The organism is Weissella coleopterorum (assembly GCF_011304355.1).
Taxonomy (GTDB): Bacteria; Bacillota; Bacilli; order Lactobacillales; family Lactobacillaceae; genus Weissella; species Weissella coleopterorum.
In genome coordinates this window covers 171,354-196,386 of the sequence record NZ_CP049888.1, presented here as the reverse complement: position 1 = coordinate 196,386, position 25,033 = coordinate 171,354, and the positions used below count along the sequence as shown (strand labels likewise).

Annotated in this window: 29 protein-coding genes and 1 riboswitch; of the genes, 11 read left to right on the top strand and 18 right to left on the bottom strand. The window is 37.1% G+C overall.

Annotation, left to right across the window (positions count from 1 at the left end):
* Positions 1-94 precede the first annotated feature (94 nt).
* From G7084_RS01040 to G7084_RS01035, 3 genes are read right to left on the bottom strand one after another with little or no spacing between them, the layout of a single operon-like run.
* Positions 95-313, bottom strand: coding sequence for a hypothetical protein (locus G7084_RS01040; RefSeq protein ID WP_166009228.1), 219 nt, complete (start codon positions 311-313; stop codon positions 95-97).
* Between the two features lie 15 nt (positions 314-328).
* Entirely contained in the window at positions 329-592 is a 264-nt protein-coding gene (locus tag G7084_RS08165) for an alpha/beta hydrolase family protein (RefSeq protein ID WP_246163828.1), read from the bottom strand.
* Complete coding sequence (locus G7084_RS01035; RefSeq protein WP_246163827.1) at positions 589-1,230, bottom strand: alpha/beta hydrolase; 642 nt, start codon at positions 1,228-1,230, stop codon at positions 589-591. Before G7084_RS01035 ends, G7084_RS08165 begins: the two co-directional genes overlap by 4 nt.
* Positions 1,231-1,375: 145 nt before the next feature.
* On the opposite strand from G7084_RS01035, the gene G7084_RS01030 reads away from it, so the two are divergent.
* On the top strand, positions 1,376-1,783 hold the full coding sequence (locus G7084_RS01030; RefSeq protein ID WP_166009226.1) for a DUF6508 domain-containing protein: 408 nt from the start codon (positions 1,376-1,378) through the stop codon (positions 1,781-1,783).
* Positions 1,784-1,896: 113 nt separating this feature from the next.
* Here G7084_RS01030 and G7084_RS01025 read toward each other — a convergent pair whose 3' ends face one another.
* From G7084_RS01025 to G7084_RS01010, 4 genes are all read right to left on the bottom strand, one after another.
* On the bottom strand, positions 1,897-3,027 hold the full coding sequence (locus G7084_RS01025) for an AI-2E family transporter (protein ID WP_166009224.1): 1,131 nt from the start codon (positions 3,025-3,027) through the stop codon (positions 1,897-1,899).
* A gap of 12 nt (positions 3,028-3,039) precedes the next feature.
* On the bottom strand, positions 3,040-3,315 hold the full coding sequence (locus G7084_RS01020) for an acylphosphatase (protein WP_166009222.1): 276 nt from the start codon (positions 3,313-3,315) through the stop codon (positions 3,040-3,042).
* A gap of 58 nt (positions 3,316-3,373) precedes the next feature.
* Positions 3,374-3,883, bottom strand: a complete 510-nt coding sequence (locus G7084_RS01015) for a YbhB/YbcL family Raf kinase inhibitor-like protein (RefSeq protein ID WP_166009220.1) — start codon at positions 3,881-3,883, stop codon at positions 3,374-3,376.
* Between the two features lie 88 nt (positions 3,884-3,971).
* Positions 3,972-4,529 carry a TetR/AcrR family transcriptional regulator gene (locus G7084_RS01010; protein WP_166009218.1) on the bottom strand — a complete coding sequence of 186 codons (558 nt, stop codon included), beginning with the start codon at positions 4,527-4,529 and terminating at the stop codon, positions 3,972-3,974.
* Between the two features lie 383 nt (positions 4,530-4,912).
* Between G7084_RS01010 and rlmD the strand changes: the two genes are divergently transcribed.
* Positions 4,913-6,349: a 23S rRNA (uracil(1939)-C(5))-methyltransferase RlmD gene (rlmD, locus tag G7084_RS01005; protein WP_166009216.1), complete on the top strand. Its 1,437-nt coding sequence runs from the start codon at positions 4,913-4,915 to the stop codon at positions 6,347-6,349.
* 52 nt (positions 6,350-6,401) lie between these two features.
* On the opposite strand, the gene G7084_RS01000 is transcribed toward rlmD, so the two are convergent.
* Positions 6,402-6,968: an ECF transporter S component gene (locus G7084_RS01000; RefSeq protein ID WP_166011646.1), complete on the bottom strand. Its 567-nt coding sequence runs from the start codon at positions 6,966-6,968 to the stop codon at positions 6,402-6,404.
* A 157-nt stretch (positions 6,969-7,125) separates the two neighbouring features.
* Positions 7,126-7,264, bottom strand: a riboswitch (FMN riboswitch).
* Positions 7,265-7,480: 216 nt separating this feature from the next.
* On the opposite strand from G7084_RS01000, the gene guaA reads away from it, so the two are divergent.
* From guaA to G7084_RS08415, 5 genes are all read left to right on the top strand, one after another.
* The gene (guaA, locus tag G7084_RS00995) at positions 7,481-9,031 is read left to right on the top strand and encodes a glutamine-hydrolyzing GMP synthase (protein WP_166009213.1); all 1,551 of its coding nucleotides are present in this window, start codon (positions 7,481-7,483) and stop codon (positions 9,029-9,031) included.
* A 94-nt stretch (positions 9,032-9,125) separates the two neighbouring features.
* A complete protein-coding gene (locus G7084_RS00990; protein ID WP_166009211.1) occupies positions 9,126-9,416 on the top strand; it encodes a helix-turn-helix domain-containing protein in 291 nt (96 codons plus the stop codon).
* 440 nt (positions 9,417-9,856) lie between these two features.
* A complete protein-coding gene (locus G7084_RS00985) occupies positions 9,857-10,021 on the top strand; it encodes a transposase family protein (RefSeq protein ID WP_166009209.1) in 165 nt (54 codons plus the stop codon).
* 126 nt (positions 10,022-10,147) lie between these two features.
* The gene (locus G7084_RS08420; protein WP_166009207.1) at positions 10,148-10,345 is read left to right on the top strand and encodes an IS3 family transposase; all 198 of its coding nucleotides are present in this window, start codon (positions 10,148-10,150) and stop codon (positions 10,343-10,345) included.
* Positions 10,332-10,448 (top strand): IS3 family transposase, encoded by a 117-nt coding sequence (locus G7084_RS08415; protein WP_166011644.1) that lies wholly within the window; start codon positions 10,332-10,334, stop codon positions 10,446-10,448. The genes G7084_RS08420 and G7084_RS08415 overlap by 14 nt, the downstream gene beginning before the upstream one ends.
* Before the next feature lie 54 nt (positions 10,449-10,502).
* Here the strand turns inward: G7084_RS08415 and G7084_RS00970 are convergent, their stop codons facing one another.
* From G7084_RS00970 to G7084_RS00950, 5 genes are all read right to left on the bottom strand, one after another.
* A complete protein-coding gene (locus G7084_RS00970; RefSeq protein WP_166009205.1) occupies positions 10,503-11,708 on the bottom strand; it encodes an ArgE/DapE family deacylase in 1,206 nt (401 codons plus the stop codon).
* A gap of 93 nt (positions 11,709-11,801) precedes the next feature.
* The gene (locus G7084_RS00965; protein ID WP_166009203.1) at positions 11,802-12,245 is read right to left on the bottom strand and encodes a threonine/serine exporter family protein; all 444 of its coding nucleotides are present in this window, start codon (positions 12,243-12,245) and stop codon (positions 11,802-11,804) included.
* A gap of 4 nt (positions 12,246-12,249) precedes the next feature.
* Positions 12,250-13,026: a threonine/serine exporter family protein gene (locus G7084_RS00960; protein ID WP_166009201.1), complete on the bottom strand. Its 777-nt coding sequence runs from the start codon at positions 13,024-13,026 to the stop codon at positions 12,250-12,252.
* Positions 13,027-13,231: 205 nt separating this feature from the next.
* The gene (locus tag G7084_RS00955; RefSeq protein ID WP_166009199.1) at positions 13,232-13,552 is read right to left on the bottom strand and encodes a DUF1801 domain-containing protein; all 321 of its coding nucleotides are present in this window, start codon (positions 13,550-13,552) and stop codon (positions 13,232-13,234) included.
* Positions 13,553-13,614: 62 nt separating this feature from the next.
* Positions 13,615-14,130 (bottom strand): methylated-DNA--[protein]-cysteine S-methyltransferase, encoded by a 516-nt coding sequence (locus G7084_RS00950; RefSeq protein ID WP_166009197.1) that lies wholly within the window; start codon positions 14,128-14,130, stop codon positions 13,615-13,617.
* A gap of 208 nt (positions 14,131-14,338) precedes the next feature.
* Here G7084_RS00950 and G7084_RS00945 point away from each other — a divergent pair, with 208 nt between their 5' ends.
* Positions 14,339-15,118 (top strand): NAD(P)H-binding protein, encoded by a 780-nt coding sequence (locus G7084_RS00945; RefSeq protein WP_343032828.1) that lies wholly within the window; start codon positions 14,339-14,341, stop codon positions 15,116-15,118.
* Between the two features lie 11 nt (positions 15,119-15,129).
* Positions 15,130-16,131, top strand: coding sequence for an aldo/keto reductase (locus tag G7084_RS00940; protein ID WP_166009195.1), 1,002 nt, complete (start codon positions 15,130-15,132; stop codon positions 16,129-16,131).
* A 101-nt stretch (positions 16,132-16,232) separates the two neighbouring features.
* On the opposite strand, the gene G7084_RS00935 is transcribed toward G7084_RS00940, so the two are convergent.
* Positions 16,233-16,886 (bottom strand): DedA family protein, encoded by a 654-nt coding sequence (locus G7084_RS00935; RefSeq protein WP_166009193.1) that lies wholly within the window; start codon positions 16,884-16,886, stop codon positions 16,233-16,235.
* 94 nt (positions 16,887-16,980) lie between these two features.
* Between G7084_RS00935 and G7084_RS00930 the strand changes: the two genes are divergently transcribed.
* Entirely contained in the window at positions 16,981-17,649 is a 669-nt protein-coding gene (locus tag G7084_RS00930) for a DUF6198 family protein (protein ID WP_166009191.1), read from the top strand.
* A gap of 43 nt (positions 17,650-17,692) precedes the next feature.
* Here the strand turns inward: G7084_RS00930 and G7084_RS00925 are convergent, their stop codons facing one another.
* The gene (locus G7084_RS00925) at positions 17,693-18,424 is read right to left on the bottom strand and encodes a ribonuclease H family protein (protein ID WP_246163821.1); all 732 of its coding nucleotides are present in this window, start codon (positions 18,422-18,424) and stop codon (positions 17,693-17,695) included.
* Between the two features lie 542 nt (positions 18,425-18,966).
* Here G7084_RS00925 and G7084_RS00920 point away from each other — a divergent pair.
* Complete coding sequence (locus G7084_RS00920) at positions 18,967-19,698, top strand: agmatine deiminase family protein (RefSeq protein ID WP_166009187.1); 732 nt, start codon at positions 18,967-18,969, stop codon at positions 19,696-19,698.
* 109 nt (positions 19,699-19,807) lie between these two features.
* Here the strand turns inward: G7084_RS00920 and G7084_RS00915 are convergent.
* The 3 genes from G7084_RS00915 to G7084_RS00905 all read right to left on the bottom strand — a co-directional run bounded on the left by G7084_RS00915 (position 19,808) and on the right by G7084_RS00905 (position 24,871).
* Positions 19,808-20,877 (bottom strand): IS3 family transposase gene (locus tag G7084_RS00915; protein ID WP_166009179.1). Its coding sequence is split into 2 segments (ribosomal slippage): positions 19,808-20,661 and positions 20,661-20,877, totalling 1,071 coding nucleotides; the frame shifts between segments, so codons are not numbered across the junction.
* The gene (locus tag G7084_RS00910) at positions 20,855-23,113 is read right to left on the bottom strand and encodes a MucBP domain-containing protein (protein ID WP_166009185.1); all 2,259 of its coding nucleotides are present in this window, start codon (positions 23,111-23,113) and stop codon (positions 20,855-20,857) included. The genes G7084_RS00915 and G7084_RS00910 overlap by 23 nt, the downstream gene beginning before the upstream one ends.
* Before the next feature lie 414 nt (positions 23,114-23,527).
* Positions 23,528-24,871, bottom strand: coding sequence for a TrkH family potassium uptake protein (locus G7084_RS00905; protein WP_166009183.1), 1,344 nt, complete (start codon positions 24,869-24,871; stop codon positions 23,528-23,530).
* Positions 24,872-25,033: the final 162 nt, after the last annotated feature.

Here is a 25,033-nt window from a genome sequence, read left to right as displayed (position 1 = left end):
CCTCAACCGTATCCATTATCGGGCTGAGGGTTTTATTGAATTAAAGACCGAACCTGCTTAAATTTCAGGCCTACATCGTAACAATATTTATACTTTATTTTTGACGCCATTCATCTTGATTTTCTAATAAGAAATTTCTAAAACTGAAGATCGTCGACAGTAAATCTGGGAGTACAAATAATAAAAAGGCAAGCAAACGCATAAAAAGACCTGTGGGTTGCAGCAACCAAATGAACAAATAATCCATGGTTATTGTCAAAGCTAATATGGCTGGTGTAGCATGTACATACCCATCAATAAATTGTTTTCGCATTTTAATTACCTCACTTTATTTGGTTGCGAATACTTTTTGAACAAACTCTAGCTTCATTTTAAAATGTTTTGGATCCATGAAATCATCAATACCATGGCGGGCTTCCGCGACGAGTTCTAGTTGGGCTTTTTGAGTCCCAATCAATGCTTGAGCCGCATGAATTAAGTTAACCGTTTGTTGATATGGTACTACTTGGTCTGCAGTCCCTGCCATACCCAAAATTGGGGGCATCTGTGGGGTCAAATATTTTACTGGGTCAATCTGTTCGACTAAATTCAAAGCGTCTTTGGGGCTCTGTGACCTAATAATTGACCTTCAAATGATTCTGCGGTCCCTGTTTCAGCATACTTAGGTTGGATACCAGTTGCTTTAAATTGGGACGTAAATTGATCAACCCGGTATGGTCCATACATAGCAATAATACCCTGGACGGTCTCACTCTCATCCTCAAAATCACCAAATCTAGCCTGTTTAAAATACGGTGTATTTGCCGTTAATCCAGCTAAAACTGCTAATTGTGCGCCTGATGACTCCCCCATTAATATCGCATTCGCTAAGTTTAATTGGTACCTAGACCCCTGGGCATGTAACCAACGTAAAGCTGCTTTTACTTCATAAATTTGAGTTGGAAACGCGGCTTGCCAAAGCAAAGAATAATCTAAGCTAACTACCGCAAAACCAGCCGCTAAGAATTGCAAAGCAGGTTTCATTTTGATTGAGCTTTTTTGACCACGCCATAAGCCACCACCATAGATATCAATAATGACTGGAAATGGACCTGTCCCGTGATTAGGTAAATAAATATCTAATTGATGCCTTTGCCCAGCCATATATTGAATATCATGCCATTGATGCTCAATCATTTTAGTTGTCGCCGGCTTAAAATTGTAATCCTGCTCAATAAATTTATTCTTCATGATGCCCCCAATTCAAAAGCGTTGTTTCATACTATTTTAACAATTTTAATCCCAAAAAGTTAGAACTCGTTGAATCAAAATAGGCTTTTATTAAAAAATGTTATATAATAATACTTACTTTTAAATAGTTAATTGGAGGTTCAGGATGTTAACATTACATAATTTTAATTTCACCACCTGGGATCACTACCTGCAAAAACAAATCGGTCATTCGATCCCCTGGCACATCGGTTCAGATCACTTAGAACACCCGCTCTATGCAACTGACTTCTTTAAAATGTTGCATGAATTCAAAGCTTCAGACTTTTATGATCATAATTATCAACGGACACTAATGCAAAAGAATATGCCAACACCCGTTACAGAAGCCGATATCATTACCATTGCCAACGAATCCCATGATTTTTTTAAATTGCGAGCAACCCTCTCAATGATCATTGAGAATGAAAAATATTTTGAAGGTTTATGGGCCGCAATGTTAGAAAAAGGAATTTTACAAAAATTACTAAAACAGCTAAACCTCACCACCCCTAAAGATTTTCCAATGTGGTAAGTGCTCTGTAAGCAGGAAACTGACGTTCCCCCTTATTGCCAATATTTTTCAGCATCTCTGTAAAAATTAATCCTAAATAAAAATCATCATTTTTAAAAATGATGATTTTTTTATTATACTTTCGGTTGTGAGCTAGTCTCAACTTGTTCCTGCCGATTAACAAAAAATTCCCACAAATAAACAAAAAGCGTTCGTAAAATCGCATAGGTTGGAATGACCAAAATCATACCTGGGGCACCAGCGACATTTCCAGCCGCTAACAATAACACAATAATCGTCATCGGATGAATATTTAATCGTGAACCAATAATCCGCGGATAAATTATATTACCATCAATTAGATGCACAATTGCTACAACCACAATGGTGAAAACTACTTGCCAAATACCTTGGGTAACAGAAACAAATAATGCTGGGATAATCCCAATATATGGGCCCAAATAGGGCACAATGTTAGCTAAACCGGCGATAATGGCTAATACCAACGCATATTTTTCGCCGATTAAGAAATAACCAATTCCCGTTGCAAATCCCACAAATAACATTTCCATAACTTGACCCATAATGTAATTTGAGAGTGTATCATTCAACAATTCAGCAACTTCAGCCATATCATCTTTACGCTTGGGGAACCATTTTTGCACGAATGGGAGTAACTTGTTCCCATCACTTAACATGTAAAAGGTCATTACTGGCACGGTTAAGGCGTAAACTAGATAGCCAATTAACGAACTAGCAAAGCCCCCAATTCCATTTGCCATCCCATTCGCAATTTGTGTCCCATATTTTTGGACTCCCCGCTGTAAAGTATTAGCATCCATGGTCACGCCCATCCGATTCACCAACTCAAGTCGATCTTGGCTTTCCATCCAATGTTGCATTTGACGTAAATATGTTGGTGCCGACTGTACAAAATTAGTGATTTGATCCACTAAACGCGGAACCACAACGGCAATAGCTAAACCGATTAAAAACATCATGAGCACCACTAGAAAGAGGGCGATCAAACTACGTGGGATATGTTTTTCTTTGGTGATTTTGACTTTTTCAATGATTTTAATAATCGGATTTAAGATATAATACAACAAACCTGAGATCAATACTGGAATAAAAACTGCTCCAATAAACTTAAAAATAGGTTCCAAAATGAAATCTAATTGAGAAACCACCATTAATAGTAGGGCAATAATTAATAATTCCAAGGACCAAAATAAAATTGATTTTGATCGGATTTTTTCTAGCATAGCAATTACTCCTTAGTAAATCTTAAAAGTTGTATAGTCAGGATTTAACCCAACACTCGCAATTTTAACATGATGTACTTTTGTCCCATTAGACGGTCCAATTTCAATCTGGGTAATAAACTTACGCAAATTAAATTCTTCACCTTGTGCCTCAACTAGCACCGATCCGTCATTTTCATTAATCACAAATCCCACAATGCCTAATTGGTCGGCTAATCGCCGGGTCGCCCATCGAAACCCAACTCCCTGTACCAGTCCATAGACTTTCATTCGAATTGCTTGTTCCATATCATTTATTCCGTTCCTTTCCTGAAATCCAATGTTTTAAATTCAGCACTAGCTTAATTTAATGATATTGGCGATATTTAGCTGTTAATTTAGCTGTTGTTATAATGTGTTCTTCCATTTGATCGTAAAGTTGATTCAAATAAAAACCAGATTCTAAATCTAAAATAGTGTCCAAAGCATAGACTTTTAAGACATAATTATGATCACGCCCCCGCGGTTTCATTCCTCCGTAATGACTTGCTGTTCCTTTATCTTGATTATATGCCATTGGACTATGGGAACTGTTTACCCCTTGCACAAATGCTACAGAAGTCTGACTAGCATTTTCCAATACTTCTGGCATCGTGAGATTTGCTAAAACCCAATGAATCCAGATAAAGCCTTTGGTCACCTCATAAGCATCAAGATCATATAAAACTGCGGCATAACTTTGCACGCCTTGTGGAGTATCTAATATTTTTAAAGGGATTGAATAAGTAGGCATTTGATTTTCATTCATATACCTACTATGCCCGCCAAAAATATCTTTAAAATATCCATTTTCAATTCCAGTACTTGTTATCTTCATGATTTTTTAGTTCCCATCCCCCTCAACTACCTGCACAAATAATACTGATCACCTAAACTCACCTCTATGAATTGCCTCATAATTAAATTTATTGCGTCAAAATTGGTAATAATTCAATCCAGGTTGATTCAAATAAGGGCAAGGTCAGATTACCATCCCATTTATTCATAAAATATGGGTGGTAAAAATATGTAAAAGCCATCATAACTGTAATTCCACGTTGTTGCCGAAATGTATCCCAAGCCATCATATACTCAACCCGGTTCGCAAAAGCAAGTAATTCATCATTTAAAAGTTCACTCTGTTGATTAACTGACTGGACATATAGCTTCGTCAAAGCTGGGTCAGTCTGAAAAGCGGTCTGCCGTTGCTGAACCAGATTTTGAAGCCAATCATGAAGTCCATCAATTCTCTCCGTCTCTGGCAGGCGTACTGCTTGCGCTAAAATTGGTTGATCAATTTGTGATAACCAATTTTTGATTAAAGCCGCCACTAGTGCCTTGCGATTGCTAAAATGTTTATATAAAGCTGCATGGGAAACGTCTAAGCGTTTGGCAATTGCGGTCATTCGCAAGCTATTTACTCCACTTTCGATCAAGACTGAACGCGCGGCCGCAAAAATTTGATCTTCCGTTATTTTACCCATCATCATGTCCCCACTAGTTTTCTGTTATCTTTTATTATAAAGCAGTCATCCGTATCTGTCCTGCCTCTTATATCAAATCATCGATCCCCACTTTTGTAAGAGAATCGTATTAAAAAAATAAATTAAGGTTTTAGCTATTCAATTATTTGTCGCTGCAGCGGAAACGATCGATTCGATTCTTCAAATCACTGTTCCAAATCGTTTGTAATTTTTAAACTTATTTTTTTCGACCGTCCTTTTATCACTACTTTGATATAATTCATACCGTATGATAATGCTGCCATCTATTTTATATAATCATAATGCCAACAATAAGCTTGGATCATGCTAAAATAAGATATTCTTAAAAAAGGAGCTGGGGTTCACCCTTGTAGTACGAAAATATGGCATATAATCGCAAACCAAACCAGCCTGGTAAACCTTACCAAGCTTCCCGTGGCGCACGTTCCACCTCAAATAACGTCATCGTTAAAGTTGGTGATAAATTACTCATCACCATCAAACGCCTAGGCATTAATGGCGAAGGAATTGGTTATTTTAAACGTAAAATCACCTTTATTCCTGGCGCTTTACCCGGTGAAGTAGTTGATGTTAAGGTCACTAATTTTACCGATCGCTTTATTGAAGCCGAAATTCGCAAATTCAAACAAACCTCCCCTGATCGCGTCCAACCAGTCGATGATCAAAGTGTCGGTGGTTTTGAATTAGAGCATTTAGCCTACCCTAAACAATTAGAATTTAAGCAAGATGTCATCCGTCAGGCGCTTGAAAAATATAAGCCTCGTGGCTTCGAAAATATTAAGATTAAACCAACCATTGGGATGGAGCAACCACAAGGTTATCGCAACAAGGCTCAATTCCCGGTCCGGCAAATGAAAGATGGCTCAATTGCCGTTGGAATGTACCAGCGAAACTCACATTTCTTAGTGGATCTACCGAAAGTTTCAACTCAACATCCAGCCACTTTGAAGGTAGTTCGGACTGTCCGAGATATTTTGGCGGAATTAAAAATTCCGATTTATGAAGAAAAGAAAAATTCTGGAATCATCAAAACACTGGTCGCACGTGTGAGCGAATCAACTGGTGAAGTGCAACTAACGATTGTGACTAACTCAGATAAGATTCCTGAACTTTCAAAATTGATTGCTTATATCCATGATGATCTCCCAGAAGTGGTTTCCATTCATCAAAATGTCAATCCTGGTGAAACATCTCTGATTTGGGGTGGAGAAACTAAATTACTCTGGGGTGCGGCATACATTACTGAGACCATTAATGGGAAACAATTTAAATTATCACCCCGTGCTTTCTTACAATTAAACCCCCGGCAAACTGCCCGCTTATATCAAGAAGCGCTCACAGCTTTGGATTTACAACATGCTGATAAATTAATTGATGCCTATTCTGGGGTTGGAACCATTGGAATTTCATTGGCTGATTTCGCAGGAGAAATTCGCGGAATGGATACCATTCCAGAGTCAATTACGGATGCAAATCAAAACGTCTTAGATAATCACGTCAACAATACTAAGTATTTTGTTGGTGCAGCTGAAGATCTAATTCCACAATGGACCGCTGCTGGTTGGATTGCCGATGCAATGGTCGTCGATCCACCTCGAACTGGTTTAGATATTAATTTAAGAAATACAATCTTAGCTCACGCCCCAGAAAAATTTGTCTACATTTCATGTAACGAATCGACGTTGGCTCGTGATTTGGTCGATTTACTCCAAGTTTATGATGTTGAATATATTCAACCGATTGATATGTTCCCACAAACTGCCCGCTGGGAAGGAATCGTTAAATTTACTAAACGCTAATGCTATTAAAAGCGCCCAATCAACGGTTTCGACCGGATTGGACGTTTTTTATTTATATCATTGCAATTAATCGCCGTACAAACGGCAAAATCAATAAGCTCAAACCAACTAAAATAAGTCCCTCTAATAAGTTAAAGGGCACAACCGCAAGCAAAAGATAATTGAAAACACCAAAGACTTGGCCGATATTGAAATTCGCAAATTGCGCATATAACGGAATGGCATACACGTAATTTAGTACGACCATCACTATCGTCAAAGCCCCCATTCCAAATACCACGGCTAAGCCTTTTTGAATCCATGAATGCCATTTGTTTTTAGTTAGACAATAATATAACACGGTCATTAAAATCATGAACCCGACAATATTCATCGGCAGACCAATGTAGTCGTTCACCCCTGAATTATTCAATAATAGCTTCAATAGTGATCGAATCAATAAGATCAAATACCCGCTTTTTAAATCAAGTAGCATCATGCCCATGAAAATCGGGATGAATGATAAATCAATTTTTAAAAACGGGACCGTTGGAATTAAGGGCACGGAAATAAATACCATTAAAACAAACGCTAAAGCTGAAAAAAGGGCAATGAGGCTTAATTTTCTAGTCTGCATTATTCTCTTCACTCCATTCATATTAATTTAAATTAAAAAAACCCCCTGAGTTAAAAACTCACGAGACTTATCAAAGATAGTTAAAAACACTCTAATTCAGCGACATCAAATCTCTTCTTTCAAATTGAATTTAAAAGAAATTGATACCGAAAAAAGCTTTTTAGTTCTTCTCCCATCCAGACTTTAACTGTCGGTGCTAGATTCACACTAGCTCAACCATTGAAACAATAGTTCACGGACTTTGATATCAGATATCATTTACCGTCGGTCGGGAATTACACCCTGCCCCGAAAAATTTCTTTAATTTAAAATTATTATATACACAAACTATGTTTTTTTGCAAAATGATTAAATTTGATGCCCGTTAAATTGAAAGCCCTTAAACCATTCTCCATAAATTATATGCAATACCAAAAATTTAAGCGACTACATAATCCCCGTAGATTTAGCTTTAAAATTATAAGATTCTTTCGTATAATTAAAACATTCATTTAAATTACTTTAGGAGGACTATGATGGCTGAACCAAAGCAACAAGAAAGCATCCTCGTTCTCGATTTCGGTTCACAATACAATCAATTGATTGCCCGCCGAATTCGAGAAATGGGAGTATACTCAGAACTGAAGCCCCACACGATTACCGTCGATGAAATTAAGGCAATTAATCCGGTGGGCTTAGTCTTTTCTGGAGGACCAAACTCAGTCAATGATGAAGGTGCCTTTACAATTGACCCTGAGATTTATAACTTAAATATTCCAATTTTGGGAATTTGTTATGGGATGCAGTTAATGGCTCACCAACTTCCTGGTGGAAAAGTTGCACCGGCTAACAATTCATCAGAATATGGTGAGACTGAAATGGAAGTTACTGATCCAAATGCAGTCCTCTTTAAGGGAACACCTGAAAAACAGGTAGTCTTGATGTCCCATGGTGATTACGTCGATCAAGTTCCTGATGGCTTTACTGCTGTAGGAACTTCTGACAATACACCCATTGCGGCCATGCAAAATCCAGATAAAAATCTTTACGCAATTCAATTTCACGCAGAAGTGCAACATACTGTCTATGGGCGTCAAATTCTAGAAAACTTCATCAACGCAACCAACGCTAAGCGCAACTGGTCAATGGATGACTTTATCAACCAACAAATTGCTGAAATTCGTGCAACCGTCGGTGATAAAAAAGTTTTGTTGGGACTTTCTGGAGGTGTCGATTCTTCCGTCGTCGGAGTATTACTTCAACGCGCCATCGGGGATCAATTAACTTCAATTTTCGTCGATCATGGACTTTTACGTAAAAACGAAGCTAATGAAGTAATGGAAGCCTTAGGTGGTAAGTTTGGATTAAACATCATTAAAGTCGATGCTCAAGCTCGTTTCCTTGATAAGTTAGCTGGTATTTCTGATCCTGAAAAGAAGCGTAAAATTATTGGAAATGAATTCATCCAAGTTTTCGATGAAGAAGCTACCAAATTAAAGGGAATTGATTTCCTAGCTCAAGGAACCCTCTATACCGACATTATCGAATCTGGAACTGAAACAGCCCAAACGATTAAGTCTCATCATAACGTTGGTGGCCTGCCCGAAGATATGCAATTCTCTTTGATCGAACCGCTTAAGACACTCTTTAAAGACGAAGTTCGTGCTTTAGGTGAAAAGTTGGGGGTGCCGCATAATCTTGTTTGGCGTCAACCATTCCCCGGTCCTGGACTTGGCATTCGCGTTTTGGGTGATATAACTGAAGCCAAGCTTGAAATTGTTCGCGATTCTGATGCAATTTTGCGTGAAGAATTTGCAAACCGTGGATTAGATGCCGAAGTTTGGCAATACTTCACCGTCTTAACTGGCATACGGTCAGTTGGAGTGATGGGGGATGGTCGGACTTATGACTATACCATCGCTATTCGTGCGATCACTTCAGTTGATGGAATGACGGCTGATTTTGCTAAGCTCCCTTGGGATACATTAGAAGAAATCTCACGTCGTATCGTCAACGAAGTAAGTGGCATTAACCGCGTCGTCTATGATATTACAGCTAAGCCACCAGCAACCGTTGAATGGGAATAGATAATTTAAAAGCGCAAGGAGGCGTTTCAAGCATCCTTGGTTAACAAAAACCCCCTAAGTTGGACAATAATGTTCAACTTAGGGGTTATTTTTTATGACAAAGTATACAAATAAATTCAAGGAGTTAGTCGTTAGGGAATGTCTTGAAAATTCTAAGACACTATCTCAAATTGCACGAAATTTCAATATACCATCGCAAAAAACGCTGCGTACATGGATTAATCAATGGCGCGATCCTGGAACTTTTGAAAGGTCAGTTTATCAATACTATTCAGCTGATTTTAAAATTACTGTGTTGCAATATACTGAAACGCACACCTATATAGAGGCTGTGTCTGAATTTGGTTTAAATACGAATTCGATTATTTCTCGTTGGCGAAACTAATTTAATGAATTTGGGTATAATAGTCTTATTCAAAACTGAAAATTATAACTTGAAAATATTGTATAAAAAAATTAAACGCCTTAGTTAAGCAACTAACCAACAAAAAGCATCAGTAGTTACTGAATTATGGCGAAGCGGCGATTATAAATTGGATGAATTACTCGAGAGCGTTAAATTAAGTCTAAGTAGCTACCTATTTCACTCTAACCATCACAAAAGTGATGAGGTTAGCATCAGTACCATTCAGGATATAAAATCAACTAAATTTCAGACATAATATGGTTATCGCAGAATCACTATACTTTTAAAGAAGAAATGATTCGAAATTAATCATAAACGCGTTCTACAAATCATGCGTCAGAACGGATTATTAATTACGACTTTCAAAAAAGTACCCGTCGTTATATTAATTATAAGGGGGTGATTGGGAAAGTCTGCGATTGATTAAATGCGATGTTCAAGCAAGTGCACCTTATCAAAAATTTTTCACAGATATACCAGAAATTCACTATGCACAAGGTCAGAAAGCTTATATAACAGCTTACATGGACCTGTTTTCTGGAGAAATTCTTGCTCATCATATTCAAAAAAGACCAACTGCATAGCTTTTGTTAAAACCATTGTTCAATATTCTAAAATACAAAAATGCGATTATTCATAGCGATCAAGCAATGTATTATCAATTGAAGCAATTTACAGACAATATAAAACAAGCGGGCCTTTAACAGAATATGAGTCGTAAGGCAACGCCACTTGATAACGCACCTATCGAAAGCTTTTTCCACATACTAAAAGTAACTTTAACTCATAATAGATTATATGCCAGTTATGCTGAATTTAAGGAACAATTCAAAGAATTTATTCAGTATTACAACAATAAGAGAATAAAAGAAAAACTCGGCAGCCTTTCATTCAATTTTCAAACGTGAGTTTGTTTACCTAACTAAATTCCAAAGTTATGATGATTTAATTTTGAAAATTGAAATTTATATGTATTGGTACAATCACCATAAAGTACGGACAGCCGTTTAACTATTTCTGTACCATTTATTGACACAGGAGAAAAAGTAGTTTATTCTTCTAAAATTAATTAGCCAAGAATTGCTCAAACAATTGAATATATATTTCGATGAAATCTAGGTACATACTTTGATCAACATATTCGTTCGCCATATGTGAGGTCGTATTTCCCGGTCCAAAGACAATAAAGGGGACCTTAGTATCCTTTTCACGCATCAAGTTAGATGCATCTGTAATTCCAGGTGAAGCCAGAACTGGAATCTTTTGTCCAGCGAACTGCTCCCCAATAGTTTGAGCTAATTTAATTAATTGATTTTCTTTTGAGGAAATTACGGCTGGTTCATCCATCATTACTTCATAACTAACATTTGCATGTTTTAAGGCCCCTGGCAATAATTTAGCCATATTTTGATCATAATTTAGATTATATTTTTGCAATTCATTTTTTACAATCGAATCAAATTTATTAATAACCGCCCGGCCATCAAATTCTGGGATAGTTCGAATATTAATCAGCGCTTCAGCAGATTCGGGTAATGAATTAACTTGAACACCACCAGTTAATACGTCGGTGTTAACTGTAACATTCCCCAAAACTGCACTAACCGGAATCTCATTTGCTCGGAATTGTTCATTCACCACATTCAAAATGCTAATTAATGGATCCAACGCGTTAAAACCCAGATTGGGCATTGAACTATGGGCTGCTGCCCCTTTGGAAGTTAATTTCAGGTCGATTGAACCTTTTTGCGCGTACGCAATTTGATAACCTGATGGTTCTGCAACTAACAAAGCATCGACGTCTTGCATATCACCATTTTCAAAAAAGTGATGAGACCCTTCTTCACCGACTTCTTCACCTAATGTAGCCAATAAGCGAATGGTTCCATGAGCTGGTTTGTTTTGCGTTTTCATCTCAATCATTGAGATAATTAATGCTGCCAAACCACCCTTCATATCCGAAGCGCCACGACCATATAATTTGCCATCTTTTTGTGTCAGTATGAATGGATCACTTTCCCAAGCTTTCAAATCTCCAGGATCAACCACATCCATATGCCCTGTTACCGCTAGAACTGGAGATCCGGTACCAATTTCAGCCATTAAATTCGCACGATTTTTACCAAGAGTCATAATTTTGGCTTTAATATCGTACTGCGCTAAAAGCTCTGCTAGATAATTCGCAACATCTAATTCATGATCATTAACTGATGGAATGGCCACCAATTTCTGCAAAATATCGATCCGTGCTGCATCATTTAAAAGTACCATATTAGCTTGCCTTCTTTCTAACATTGTCAACTTTGATTTATTCTACCAACTCATTTTACCACTTCATTTTTTTAAAAAAAACCTATTAAAAAGTTACTTTTTATGTCCAAACAAACTTTTCTTTTTGCGCAAGGTTAAACCAAGTGAGGCAATCGAAAAACCACAAACTAACCCAATAGCAATCACTACCGTATTAAAAACCTCGGTGATTCCTGCATTAATATTCCCCTTTGTAAAGCTAGTAATTGTTTCAAATGCCATGCCCCCAGGCACCAAGGGAATTAGTGCACCTACGTAAATCATTAACGAAGGTACTTTATATTTTTTAGCAAAAAGTAATCCAATCACTCCGATCAAAAAAGCAGCCATAATATTTGCTAAAAATAAATTATCGATGCTTTGAACAACCAAAAGATACGCGCCCCATGAAACCGCCCCGGTAACGCCTGAAGGTAGTAGTGCACGCCGTGGGACATTGGCAATCACCCCATAAAAATAACTTGATAAAAAGGCCAATCCAAATGAAATATAATTCATTATATTATCCTCCCAATGCAAACTTAATTATGAAATTTCCGGCCGCAGCCCCCAGAGACAAAGCTACTAAAGCAAATACAGCATCAATTGAACGGACAATGCCAGAGATAATTTGACCATCCACAATTTCACGTAAGGCATTGGTGATCGCTAGTCCGGGAACGAGGGGCATAATCGCACCAAAAATAATATTATGCATCCCCAATTTTGGGAAAACATCGGCCATCATTCCAGCTAACAAGCCAATCATTAAACCACCAATAAATTCACTAAAATATGTATTTAAACTAAGTTTATTAATTTGATTAAAACAAAAATAGGCAATGGCTCCCACCAAGAACATTGCCAAATAAGCGCTAGGACTAGCTATATTTACCAATAATGGTGTCAGTGAAACCATTCCGGCCGCCATGACTTTTTCCCATGTTTTAAATGAAATTACTGCTTTTTTTAACTTCTGAATCTCTATTTTAAACTCATCAAAATTCATATCATGACTAGTTAAGCGTCGCGAAAAATTATTAACATCGTCAACAGTTTGAAGATTAAAACCAGATAAACGTGTTTTAATGACCTTTGTGGCAATAATTTGATTGGCTGAAATTGAAACAGACGTCAAAGTTACAATGCATGTTACCGGCAGGTCAATCGCGGATCCAATATATTCTATCGTTTCTTCAATTCGAAATGATTCGGCCCCACCTAATAATAATAATGATGCCGCATCAGCCATCACGGCCATTCGATCGCGAATCTTTTGTTCACCTTGTGTATTATCCATGCCCTATCCCCACGATCAATTATTTTTAAAGTATCTGCTTCATTAAGTTCCGGTAATTGGTCCCAATAACAAGGTTGACGCTACGACTTTCTAAAATATAGAGCTAAGTCTTTTGCTACCGGAGCTGCAAATTGCTTTTCTTAAACCTGCTTTTAATTTATGGACCACGTTAAAAAATGGCTAGCCCCAGCTAACCAAATTATGCTCATTTAATTGCGTGACCTGCGGCTCTTAAAATCAAATTTTCAACCTGGGCAGCGACGGCATCGTTCCAAGCCAATAGGGCGTATGAAGTCGGCCACATCGCTGCATCATCCAACTGGGCAGCGTCTTCAAACCCTAGGGTACAATAACGCGATTTGAACTTAGATGCATCTTTAAAGAACAAGACTACCTTACCCTCTTCATTAGCGTAAGCAGGCATACCATACCACGTTTTAGCTTGCAATTCTGGTGCTAACTCATGCACCAATGCACGCTCTCGCATAGCCTCTTTTTCAAAATCCGAAAATCCACTTTTCTCCATCGTTCCATCACCTCAAATTCTATTTATTTTACATTTATAATATTCCATTCCAGAGCAATTTACTAGCTATGCTTTTTATATTTAATTCGCTCATGCTGGAGTAACCATTTTTTACGTTCAATTCCACCAGCATACCCAGTCAGTTCCCCGTTCTGACCCAAAATTCGATGACAAGGAATTATTATTGAAATCGGGTTATGACCAACAGCTCCACCAATGGCCCGAGCGTAAAAGTGCGCCCGCTTTCGATCCAGGACTATTTTTTGACCTAGGGAACCATACGTTGTTTGTGTTCCATATGGAACATCTTGAAGTGCCTCAAGAACCCGGCTTCTAAATTCCGTAACCTGTGGTTTTAGTTTTATAGCAAACGGATCAGGTTGTTGCCCCGCAAAATATTGATCGAGCCAATCAATAACCGTTCTAATTTGTGGTGTTGCTTTAATTTCAATCTGTTCTAAGTCATATTGCGCAGCAAAATGCCGTTGATCATTAAACCATAATCCTACTAATTCATCTGCCTCAACGAGTAAAGTCATCGGCCCTAACGGTGAATGATATTCAAACTGTGATAACATCTCTGTAATTCCTTTCAAATATATTTATTTTTACTATTTTAACAAAAAACAGGTATTCATTGACACCGCTTTCAAAGCTGTATATGATAACGATAAAAGGTTCTGTTACTATCTTAAAATAAGGAAAGGATGTAAAAATATGACGACTTATGCTATTACCAGTGTGACCGGCCGCTTTGGTCAAGCCGCAATCAAACATCTCAGTTAAATCATCCAACCAGGTGACCAAATTATCGGATTGGCTCGAAATATTACCAAAGCCAAAGCAATAGTCCCAGAAAATGTCATTATTAAAAAAGGTGATTTTAACGAGCATATCACGATGCGAGCATCACTAAAAGGCGTTGATAAATTATTATTTATTTCTTCCCAACCTGGGCAAGCTGTTAGCCGGAGCACCCAACATTTGAATGTGGTCCGTGCTGCACAAGAAGCGGGCGTTAAATTTATTGCCTACACTAGTTTCCCACATGCTGATACTGCTACGACACCTCTAGCCGTTGACCATCAAATCACCGAAAAAGCTCTTCAAGCGACTCATATTCCAACTTCTTTCTTACGTAATAATTGGTATTTAGAAAACGAAACTGCAACTTTAAAAACAGCTTTAGAACAAAAAATATTCATTGATGCCACTGATGGGCAACCTGCGGGATGGGCCTTAGAAGCGGAATATGCCCAAGCTGCTGCCAATGTTTTGACCTTAACCCATCCTCAACCAGTATATGAATTATCCGGACCTGCTCAAACCTATCCCGAATTACTTGGTTATATGCCAGCTTCTATCGCCGTAAAATCCGTTGCTTTCCCTCAGTTGAAAGTGGAATTAGCGGCCGCCAAATATCCCAACGATCAGGTTGCAGCTATCACTTTCAACCAACAAATTATTGCCGATGGACAATTATCTCAAACTTCCAATGATTTACCTAAACTACTTGGTCATGCTCTCATGAATCCCCATGATGCATTACAACAAGTATTAAAATAAGGAGCAATAATATGTATCAAGCTAATCCTAAGCGTTACCAACACATGGAATATCGCCGAACCGGCCATAGTGGGCTCTTACTGCCCGCCCTCTCTTTTGGATTATGGCATAATTTTGGTGAAAAGACGGAATTTAGCCAAATGCAGAACTTAATTTATACAGCTTTCGATCATGGAATAACTCATTTTGATCTAGCTAATAACTACGGACCTCAGCCTGGGGCAGCTGAAACCAATTTCGGTCGTATTTTACACCAAGATCTCAAAAATTACCGGGACCAACTAATTATCTCAACCAAGGCTGGCTATGAGATGTGGGATGGGCCTTATGGAAACTGGGGAAGCCGTAAATCATTACTAAGTAGTCTCGATCAAAGTTTACATCGGATGCAGTTAGATTATGTTGATATCTTCTACCATCACCGCATGGACCCTCAAACCCCACTTGAAGAATCAATGTTGGCATTGGCCCAAGCTGTTAAGAGTGGAAAGGCGCTGTATATTGGACTATCTAATTACGATGGTCCTACCTTACAACGTGCCACGGAAATCTTGGATGATCTACATGTCCCCTTTATTATCAACCAAAATCGCTATAATCTTTTAGATCGAACTGTAGAAAAAAATGAACTTTTAGCGACCGGATCACAATTAAAAAAAGGTCTCATCACATTTAGTCCGTTAGCACAAGGACAGTTAACAAACCGGTATTTAGACGGTATTCCACAAGATAGTCGGATTGGTAACGATCCTCGCTTCTTAAATGCGACAATGCTAACACCCCAAAAATTAGCAGCCATTCAAAAATTAAATACAATGGCTACGGAACGTGGCATTACTCTAGCTGAAATGGCTTTAAAGTGGTTACTACAAAAGCCTGAAGTAACGAGCGTCTTAGTTGGTTCAAGTAAGCCTGATCAAATTATTGATAATATTGGGGTACTCGCTCTTGATAATTTAACATCAGCCGAATTAGATCAAATTGATCAAATTATCAAACCAATTCTAAACTAATTTATTCTAAATAAAAAAACTCGAAAAACCGGATCCAATCAGGATTTGAAGGATCTTCCTTCATCTGATTAGATCCGGTTTTAACAAGTTTCAACAATTTTTTAAGCTTCCAACCCTATAAATAAATTAATTACTTTTTGGCGAAATTTTTTATTACTAAACATGAGGCCAAATCCTAATAACATGAGCCCTAAAATAGCCCAATTCAATCCATGTGGTAGGGTTAAATGACCGAAAAAATACCCAATTGATGTAATCACCAATGACCACACCAAGCTAGCGCCGGCGGCCAAGGATAAGTAAGTTTTAAAGTTTAGCCCCAAACGATGCACCGTTAGCGGAACTAGCGTTCGCACAAATGGCACAAACCGTCCCGCAAAAACAAATAAGAACCAGCGTTTGCGATTAAAATGTTGCATGAGGTTTTGAAATAATGGGCCGTTCACATGCCGATCAATATACGCAATTCGGCTGGCTTGGCGCATCAACCACGCTCCAAAATAATAATTAATTGCATCTCCCAGCCATGATGCTACTGCAAATAGTAAAATCAAAATTCCTAATTCCAAAACATTATGATGAACTCCAGCGATACTTCCGGCAGTAATTAAAATCGTATCACCCGGGATAAATCCAGCAAAAATGGCACCGGTCTCCACTAAAATCAAAATAAAAAGAATTGAAAATTCAACCCAAGTCAAGGTCCCATGAACCGTCATCATTTGATTAAACCATTCAAGTAAAGTATTAGTCATCAGAATTCACCTCAATTCTGGCAATTTACTTACATTATAAAGTTAATAGGTTAAAATTAAATTAAAATCATTTTTGCGAGGATCGTTTATTACTATGTACATTCAAAATAACCAAACTCGGCCGCTCAAGGGCTCTGAAACCATTCTTTTTTTACTTTTAGGCTTATTCTATAATGGGTTGGGCAACGGACTAGCCGTGGCAACTAATATGGGTTCAGCTGCCTGGACTGCTGCAGCTACCAATCTTCAAGCCTTCACCTTAATTCCAAAAGGATACTTCCTTTTTACCTTTGGTATCTTAGCTGCTTTAACCCTCATCCTTTTAACTAAAGAAATTTCATGGCCACATTTGCTGGGAAATTTAATTTTTGTCAGTTGTTTTAGTTATCTCGTAAATTTTTCGAGTCAAATGTTTGCCCCCGTCATTGGTGCGCCACTTTGGCTTCGGATTATTTTAGATCTAATTTCCATTATTATGGTCGGAACTGGCGTTTCAATTACCATGCGCGTCAATGTCATAACGCATCCTCTTGATGATTTAGTCTTGTATACCCGTTTTAAATACCTGCATGGAAATGCCTTTGTGGCTCAAGTCATTAACTTTACCTTCCCGCTGATCATTTCACTCACAATTTGGTATGTTTCCGGTACGATTAAATCAGTTAATTTAGGAACCTTAATCTCGTTTTTCGGTCAGGGATTAGTCATTGGTTGGGCAGATACCCATGTAATCAGATCATTAACTTTCCGCAAAAATTTTTAAGCAAGCTGATGTTCTCAATACAAAGATTGATAAATCATAAAAACTATTTTAATTGATCCATGGCCTCATTTAATAATCGATCTACCAACACATTACCAGCACTGGTCGCATGTCCCTTAACCCAGATGAATTCTAGACGTTCAGCAATGGGTTGAAGCAATTGATCCACCTTCTGCCATAACTCCAGATTAGCAATGGTTCCTGTACTTTTCTTCCAGCCTGCTGCTTTCCAATTATGCATCCAATTAGTGACACTATCCAAAACATATTTTGAATCACTTACGATCACGACAGGAGCCGTAACCTTTTGAGCTTGCTCTAAACTATGAATGACCGCTAAAATTTCCATTTCATTGTTGGTTCGCCCAAAGAAGGCCTCGGCAGCCTGAAAGAGTGGCTCAGTTAAATTATTACCACGATAGATCGCAAGGGCCCAGGCAGCTTTATCCGTTGCCTTAACGTGTCCTCCGGCTACATTACCCGTATTACGGCTGCCACCATCAGTAAACAAGTAGTATTTTTCAGGATCCGTTTTAAATTGGCCATCATAAGCAATAGAATATTTTCTAGAACTCAGGTCTTGACTATTTTTTTGTTCGTCAAACCAACTTTGAGCTGCACTGGCTGAGGTAAAGCCTTTATAACGCGGTGCTGGTTTAGTTTGAGTATATTTCTGTACTGTACTCCATGGTTGGGTATATAACCCCTCATATTGATTGCCAACGATTGCATAGGTTTTCATATTTTTTAATTCTCCGTTAATGATTTCGATCATTCTTCTGTTAATGTTTGTAAATACCTTTCAAATGTTAATAAGTCACTGTACTGTTATTTAATCGCAGTTAACACATGCTTTTCATAAGGCCATTTACATTTACACACACGCTACGCTCATTATCTATCTATGTATTGGATAGCTCAGTAACTTTATGAATTACCTAGGTCTTAGAATGGAACAGGCTGCTCAAAATTGAGTAACCCTAATGCGTATTAAAGCATCTAAAACTATCTTGCTTTTAATATCGTATGCAGAACTTGCGATATGCCAATAATAACAATAAAACCGATAATTTTAATGCCCCAGTTATTTGGACTGAATAAAAGCCACAGCAAGATGGCCACTAGTTCGATTGTAAATATCAAATACTTCAATTTTTTTAATCTCCTATTTTAATATTAAATATAATTATAAAGAATGTTGTCAACATCGAATTTATGCCCATATATCTGCCTTATATAATATATATAATTATATAACTTTTCTTAGTGATACTATCTTACTTGTAAACATAATTACTCAATACAAGGAGCTTTTGGATGGCACAAAAATTATCTATATTAATCATCTTTGCACTCTTCATTACAATGGGAATATCTACTACAAGGGGAAGCGTTATGGCATCAGAATCAGAAGGAACTATTTACACAGGTACACCCGACATTTTTGATTCTTATTATATGAAACAAAAACATAACTTAAAAATATTCTCTAATGATTTAAAGGTAGAACCTAATAATCAACTTCATTATGGGGATATTTGGGTCAGAGACATTGCCCCGGTTATTACTAATAGAATCGTTAAGTTTAAATATGCCCCTTCTTATCTTGATAGCTCATTTGAATTAAGTATTAATAAACGATTCAATAAATGGTTAAGAAATCAAAATTTGGATATTATCAAATCAGATATTATTTTAGATGGGGGTAATTTTGTCTACAACAATAAAGAAACCGTAATTATTACTAAACGCATTTTATCTGATAATTATCAATATGATCAAAAGACATTAATTCGTAAGCTCAAGAAAATCCTTAATGTTAAAAATATTATTTTAATAAATGAAGAACCTGGCGATATTTTGGGGCACGCCGACGGTATGGTTAACTTTATTAATTCAAATACATTATTGATAAGTTCATTTGAAGGTGTAGATACTGTTAAACAACAAATTAGAAACATTTTACCCAATGGCTCCTATGTCAATAATTCGGACATAAAAATACGAATAAATTTTGAAAAACGTTTTAATTATTTAACGTACTGGTAAAGTATGTGATTTATCTAAAAAAGTGCATCCTTTAATGTTTCCATGCCATTCTAAACAACCCGTCTATACTTATCGTTTTAAACGGGATATTAATATGATTTATTTGTAGCTACGCTACAAGGGAAATTCGATCACTGTTATACCAGCGAATATAGCTATCAATGCCAGCTATTGCTTCATTAATTGTCTTAAATTCTTGAAAATTAATGTATTCACGCTTCAAAATTGAGTGAAAGCTCTCAATTCTTGCGTTATCACCAGGTTGTCCTTTACGAGAATAAGAATGCTTAATCCCAAAACGAGTTAAAGTACTTTCAAATAAATCGCTTGTATACTGACTCCCCATATCGCTATGAATAATGCTTGGTTTAACAGACTTTACTGCGACTTGATTAATGACGTCGGTTGCTAATTCCTTAGTCATATGACTTCCAACTTTATAAGAAATAACCCGCCGGGTTACGGGATTGTACACACTAGCTAGATAAACCCAAGTATTTTTAACGGGAATATACGTAATATCTGTTAAAAGAATATTGGATTGATCAGGTAATCCTTTAATTAGATTTGGTCGTTGATCATATTCAGTATGTGTTTTAGGCTTATTAATTCGTTTAGTCATCCTAGACCTAATTTTTAAAGCGTACATCTGTTTATAAACCATACGCTGGCTAATTTTAATTTTTAACTGACGATTTAATAAAATTGTTAATCGCGGGTATCCATACATAGGATATTTTAACCATGCATCTAATACCTTTTGCTTAATGAAATTGCGACGAAGAAGGGTTTTACCAGGCTTCCAATGTATATAGCCATAATAAGTCGATCGTGGAATTCTGAGGACGTTCAAAATTTTAGTAATGCGGTGCCCAACCTGTAGATTGTCATTAATAATTTTTAAGGTAGGAATACGTCCTTTGATGATCAATTTTTCGCCATAAGCACCGCTGCTCGTTTTAAAATATCAAGTTCTTCTTTTAGTTGTTTATTTTCTTTAATCAATGCCCTTTCATTTGCTGACAATACTTTCGTATTGTTAGGATCGGCTTGATTAACCCATTTAGAAACCGTTGAAACACTAACGTTGTATTCTTTTGCTAATGAATTAGCTGAACGACCAACTTTATGCAAGCTTACGATCGATTCTTTAAAGTCATTTGAATATTTGATAACCATAATAAAAAGCTCCTTTATGATGTATTATATCGAACAATTTGTCCGTAATTCCATCATAGGAGCCGTCGTTCTTGGCATTAGTATTTGAATCCGTCTGGTTATCCGGTGTATTCGGCTGAACTGGTTCACTTGGCTTTACACTATTGTCATCATTCTTAGTGTAAATATATGTCACGGTTTGTGCCTTATCAGTAAACTCGCCGTTGGTTGATCCCTTAACTTCCTTGAAAGTATATCCAGTAAGCTCTTTCTTTTCAGTCGTATACTTATCGCCAACATTTCCAGTCTTCACTTCTGATTTGGCAAGCTCCTGACCATTTTCATCCGTATACTTGACGGTTACATCCGCACCTTTTTCAGGATTCTTAGTATAAACGTAAGTTACTGTTTGTTCTTGCTTGGTAATTTGGCCTGTTTCATTTCCTTTGACGGCTTTAAAGGTGTAGCCTTTAATATCTTTCTTTTCGGTCTTATAATTTGAACCTAATTTGCCACCATTAATTTCACTATCGGCAATGGTCTTGCCTTGTTCATCAACGTAGTTGGCTTTGACGGTTCCAACTTCGCTGGCCGGTAACTTCGTTAAGATGTAGCCCGCGCCATCATGAACTTTGCCAAAGTTTCCCTTAATGACCCCATAATTGGAAACTGACTGATAGCCCTTGGCTTTTAAGGCCGCTAAAGTTTTATTAACTTGATCCGTTAGATCATACGAATCTTGATAGGTTCCAGTTCTGTTAATCTGATCAGCAATCTTTTTACCATTCATATCATAAAAATTAACAGTATGATTTGACCCATTATTCTTGTAATAAGTATATATGATAGGTTTTACACTGTCTGTAAGTCGACCGGACACATCCCCCTGAACATCATGAAAGGTATATCCCTCAAACACTTTTTGCTTTGTACTATAAGGGTCGCCCACATTGCCCTGAATTACGATGGGTTTTTCGAGATAATTATTGTTTTCATCAACATATCTGACGGTTACATCATCTGCTTTTCGTGGGTCCCAAACATAAGTACCTGCATCTTTTGATCTATCGAAAAAGCGCATAAAATTCTCTGATGACCATGAATTTTCACCAGCGGGGTTATCAACGGTTCCTGCGCCAATATTGCGCCAACCTCCAAGATATTCATACCCATTTAGATCTTTTTCACCCACGGCGTGCAAACCAACATTATAATGGTTACCCGCACCATCCACACTTTTAAAATTATTATTGACCCCTACCTTTAATTCCTTCAATTGTATCATATTAGCCAACATTGAATTCAAACCCTCACCAGGTGTCCAGTCCCCTCCTCCAGTTCCTGTCCCGGGTTCTTGTGTTTTACTATCGCTTGTTAACATAGCAGTATTCGTCATATTGATGGTTGATATATCTAACTTTTTCATGGCTGAGTCACCATTAAACATGTTTTTAACACCATCTAATTGATCTGAAGTAGTCCAATTCTCAGTATCTACAGATTCAAGATTAACATCATGGAAAAACATCTTAGTCATTCGATGTACATTACTTAAATTTTGCTTACCAAATTTTACTGATTTCAGCGATGGATCAAAGGCAAACATCGATTCAGTTCTGGTCACATTGCTCATATCTAATGCTGTTAAATCAACATGTTCTAAATTAGGCATATTTCTAAACATTTCAGTGGTGTTATCAATTGATGCAGTTCCTAGACTACTAAGATCTAATGAACGATAATGAGTATTTAAAAATAAACTTTTTAGTGTATATGGGCCAGCGCCTGAAAAATCAACATTTTTAAGACCTTCAATTGTATTTGCTTCTGATGAAGCTCTAAATAAGGCAATATTATAGTAGTCATTATCACGAACAAAATTGATTTTACCATCAATGACAACATGTTCGGCATTATTAATATCTGCAATATTCCCATTAATAACGGAATCATCACGAGTAATATTATATGTCCCAGTATGATATGTCACCGTCTTAGTGCTTGCATCGTATGAGTAAGGTAATCCATTCAGTGTCGCATCTTCAGCTTCTGAAGTTGCTTTATTAGTTTTTGAATCAACATTGTTTTGTTGCTTACTTTTTTGAGTGGCTTGGTTATTGTTTTTGTTAATTTGTTCGGATGAACTTTGATTACTTGAATCGCTACTAATATGCGATTGTTCATCAGCTAAGGCCACCAAGGGATTCATCAATCCTAAAATAGTGGTGCTTAATAATAAATACTTACTTACTTTCATCTCGACTACTCCTAATTAATATATAGACAATTTTATGTTTCATTTAATATCAATTTCGAAATTATATATTAAAAATTACGTATATTAGTATTGCTTTTTTCATGATATGAACGTATTTTTTGTTTTAAAAACGTCACATTTGTCACCTTTTGTTTGAGCTTTGTTAAAGAACTAAATTTTATCGTTCACGTTAGCGTTACAAGTTATAACAAAAAACGCTTCAACAATTAAGTCAAAGCGAACATGCTTACAGGCAAATCACACCCCGTAGGTCTCATAAAATATTTTTTAGCTTTTTAGTGTACTAGTAACCTGAAAAGCCGCGCTACATTGTATGATTTTGGGGATCTAAAAACATTTCATTCCAATTTAATAGGCACTCGTAGCCCGCATTATTAATATTTAAAACTAGCATTATCCGATTAAGACTTCTTCTTCTGGATACTCAATATGGGTATCTTGAGCATGGACATTCAAGACCGAAAACATTACTGTATATAATCCTACGCGGCCAATAAACATGACCAACATAATAATTACTTTTCCAAGGCCTGACAGATTCGGCGTTAATCCTAAAGTCAAACCAGCGGTTGAGAACGCTGAAACCACCTCAAAGACATAGTATTCAGTTCCCCGCCCCGTGGGTAATTTTTCCGTAATACTCAACAAAAATGATGCTAAGAAAATAAAAATAATGGCCACAATGGCTAACATTAAAGCCTTGTTTACGGTCTTTTTTGAGAATTGTCGCTCCCCAAAGCGCACTGAATCTTGTCCACGTAGGGAAGCCCAAACTTGAGCAATTAAAATTCCAGCGGTAGTGGTCTTGATTCCACCTGATGTTGATCCAGGGGTTCCACCAATAAACATTAAGAAAACAAAAGTCATAAATCCGGCATTCGAGATGGTATTCATTGGAACAATTTCAAATCCCGCTGTGCGGGGAGTGATCGCAACAAAAAGTGTATCAATCATTTGATTGAACCACCCATTGGAATGGCTAAAAGTTCCCGTTAGTGTATCTGAAATCAAGAAGCCAATAAACCCTAACCCAATTAACCAAGCAGAAACAGTCAATGTTAAACGGGTATGCAGACTAAAATGATGTTTTTTATGTTTAGAGATAATATCGCGCCAGACCAAGAACCCTAGTGATCCTGCCAGTATTAATAGCATTGTCACAATTAAAACGTAAGTATTATTACTAAATTGGCTAAATGGTGCATCAAAGAAGACAAAGCCGGCATTAGCAAACGCCGAAATCGAATGAGCTATTGCATAGTAACTTCCTTGCCCCCACCCAAAGCGTGGAATGAAGTCAAACGAGAGTAATAATGCTCCTAAAATTTGAATAATGGCTGATAAGCGTAAGACATATTCAAGAATAGAGTGTACGTCTGAAAAATTTTGTAAATTAAGCGCCTGTTGAGCAATCATTCGTGATTTTAAGTCCAGTTGGCGGCCGGTCAAAGTAATTAACATCACCGCAAAAGTCATGAAACCTAGGGCCCCTACCTCAATCATCATCAAAATGATGATTTGTCCTGGCAACGTCCAAGTGGTCGCCGTTGGAAGCGTATTTAATCCGGTTATCGTTGTTGCTGAAACCGCGGTAAAAATGGCATCAATCATCGGTACATGAATTTGTGTATGGTGCATCCACGGAAACGTCAATAACAAACTACCCACCAAAATAATTAATAAAAAACCAAAGGTCAAAATTTGTGGCGGGGTCATTTTTTTAGCAATTTTTTTCATTATTCGCACTCATTTCTACATTTATACTATTTCCTTAAATTATAACCTAATTCCCCCAATCTAGCTCTTTGTTAATAAGCATGTGTAAAACTTTCAGTTTGAGTTATCCCCACATGTGTATAACATGTTAATAACTATCGTTAGTTTTCAACAACTAAAAAT

What these genes read in the sequence shown, in the direction of transcription:
- G7084_RS08420 (WP_166009207.1), top strand. Translation starts at nt 10,148, where the DNA reads ATGAGTCGTAAGGCAACGCCACTTGATAACGCACCTATCGAAAGCTTT.
- rlmD (WP_166009216.1), top strand. Translation starts at nt 4,913, where the DNA reads ATGGCATATAATCGCAAACCAAACCAGCCTGGTAAACCTTACCAAGCT.
- G7084_RS00970 (WP_166009205.1), bottom strand. Translation starts at nt 11,708, where the DNA reads ATGGTACTTTTAAATGATGCAGCACGGATCGATATTTTGCAGAAATTG.
- G7084_RS00955 (WP_166009199.1), bottom strand. Translation starts at nt 13,552, where the DNA reads ATGGAGAAAAGTGGATTTTCGGATTTTGAAAAAGAGGCTATGCGAGAG.
- G7084_RS01025 (WP_166009224.1), bottom strand. Translation starts at nt 3,027, where the DNA reads ATGCTAGAAAAAATCCGATCAAAATCAATTTTATTTTGGTCCTTGGAA.
- G7084_RS00920 (WP_166009187.1), top strand. Translation starts at nt 18,967, where the DNA reads ATGGCACAAAAATTATCTATATTAATCATCTTTGCACTCTTCATTACA.
- G7084_RS01035 (WP_246163827.1), bottom strand. Translation starts at nt 1,230, where the DNA reads ATGAAGAATAAATTTATTGAGCAGGATTACAATTTTAAGCCGGCGACA.
- G7084_RS01020 (WP_166009222.1), bottom strand. Translation starts at nt 3,315, where the DNA reads ATGGAACAAGCAATTCGAATGAAAGTCTATGGACTGGTACAGGGAGTT.
- G7084_RS00905 (WP_166009183.1), bottom strand. Translation starts at nt 24,871, where the DNA reads ATGAAAAAAATTGCTAAAAAAATGACCCCGCCACAAATTTTGACCTTT.
- G7084_RS00910 (WP_166009185.1), bottom strand. Translation starts at nt 23,113, where the DNA reads ATGAAAGTAAGTAAGTATTTATTATTAAGCACCACTATTTTAGGATTG.
- G7084_RS00935 (WP_166009193.1), bottom strand. Translation starts at nt 16,886, where the DNA reads ATGACTAATACTTTACTTGAATGGTTTAATCAAATGATGACGGTTCAT.
- G7084_RS01015 (WP_166009220.1), bottom strand. Translation starts at nt 3,883, where the DNA reads ATGAAGATAACAAGTACTGGAATTGAAAATGGATATTTTAAAGATATT.
- G7084_RS00960 (WP_166009201.1), bottom strand. Translation starts at nt 13,026, where the DNA reads ATGGATAATACACAAGGTGAACAAAAGATTCGCGATCGAATGGCCGTG.
- G7084_RS00965 (WP_166009203.1), bottom strand. Translation starts at nt 12,245, where the DNA reads ATGAATTATATTTCATTTGGATTGGCCTTTTTATCAAGTTATTTTTAT.
- G7084_RS00930 (WP_166009191.1), top strand. Translation starts at nt 16,981, where the DNA reads ATGTACATTCAAAATAACCAAACTCGGCCGCTCAAGGGCTCTGAAACC.
- guaA (WP_166009213.1), top strand. Translation starts at nt 7,481, where the DNA reads ATGGCTGAACCAAAGCAACAAGAAAGCATCCTCGTTCTCGATTTCGGT.
- G7084_RS01010 (WP_166009218.1), bottom strand. Translation starts at nt 4,529, where the DNA reads ATGGGTAAAATAACGGAAGATCAAATTTTTGCGGCCGCGCGTTCAGTC.
- G7084_RS01040 (WP_166009228.1), bottom strand. Translation starts at nt 313, where the DNA reads ATGCGAAAACAATTTATTGATGGGTATGTACATGCTACACCAGCCATA.
- G7084_RS01030 (WP_166009226.1), top strand. Translation starts at nt 1,376, where the DNA reads ATGTTAACATTACATAATTTTAATTTCACCACCTGGGATCACTACCTG.
- G7084_RS00950 (WP_166009197.1), bottom strand. Translation starts at nt 14,130, where the DNA reads ATGTTATCACAGTTTGAATATCATTCACCGTTAGGGCCGATGACTTTA.
- G7084_RS00990 (WP_166009211.1), top strand. Translation starts at nt 9,126, where the DNA reads ATGACAAAGTATACAAATAAATTCAAGGAGTTAGTCGTTAGGGAATGT.
- G7084_RS00925 (WP_246163821.1), bottom strand. Translation starts at nt 18,424, where the DNA reads ATGATCGAAATCATTAACGGAGAATTAAAAAATATGAAAACCTATGCA.
- G7084_RS00940 (WP_166009195.1), top strand. Translation starts at nt 15,130, where the DNA reads ATGTATCAAGCTAATCCTAAGCGTTACCAACACATGGAATATCGCCGA.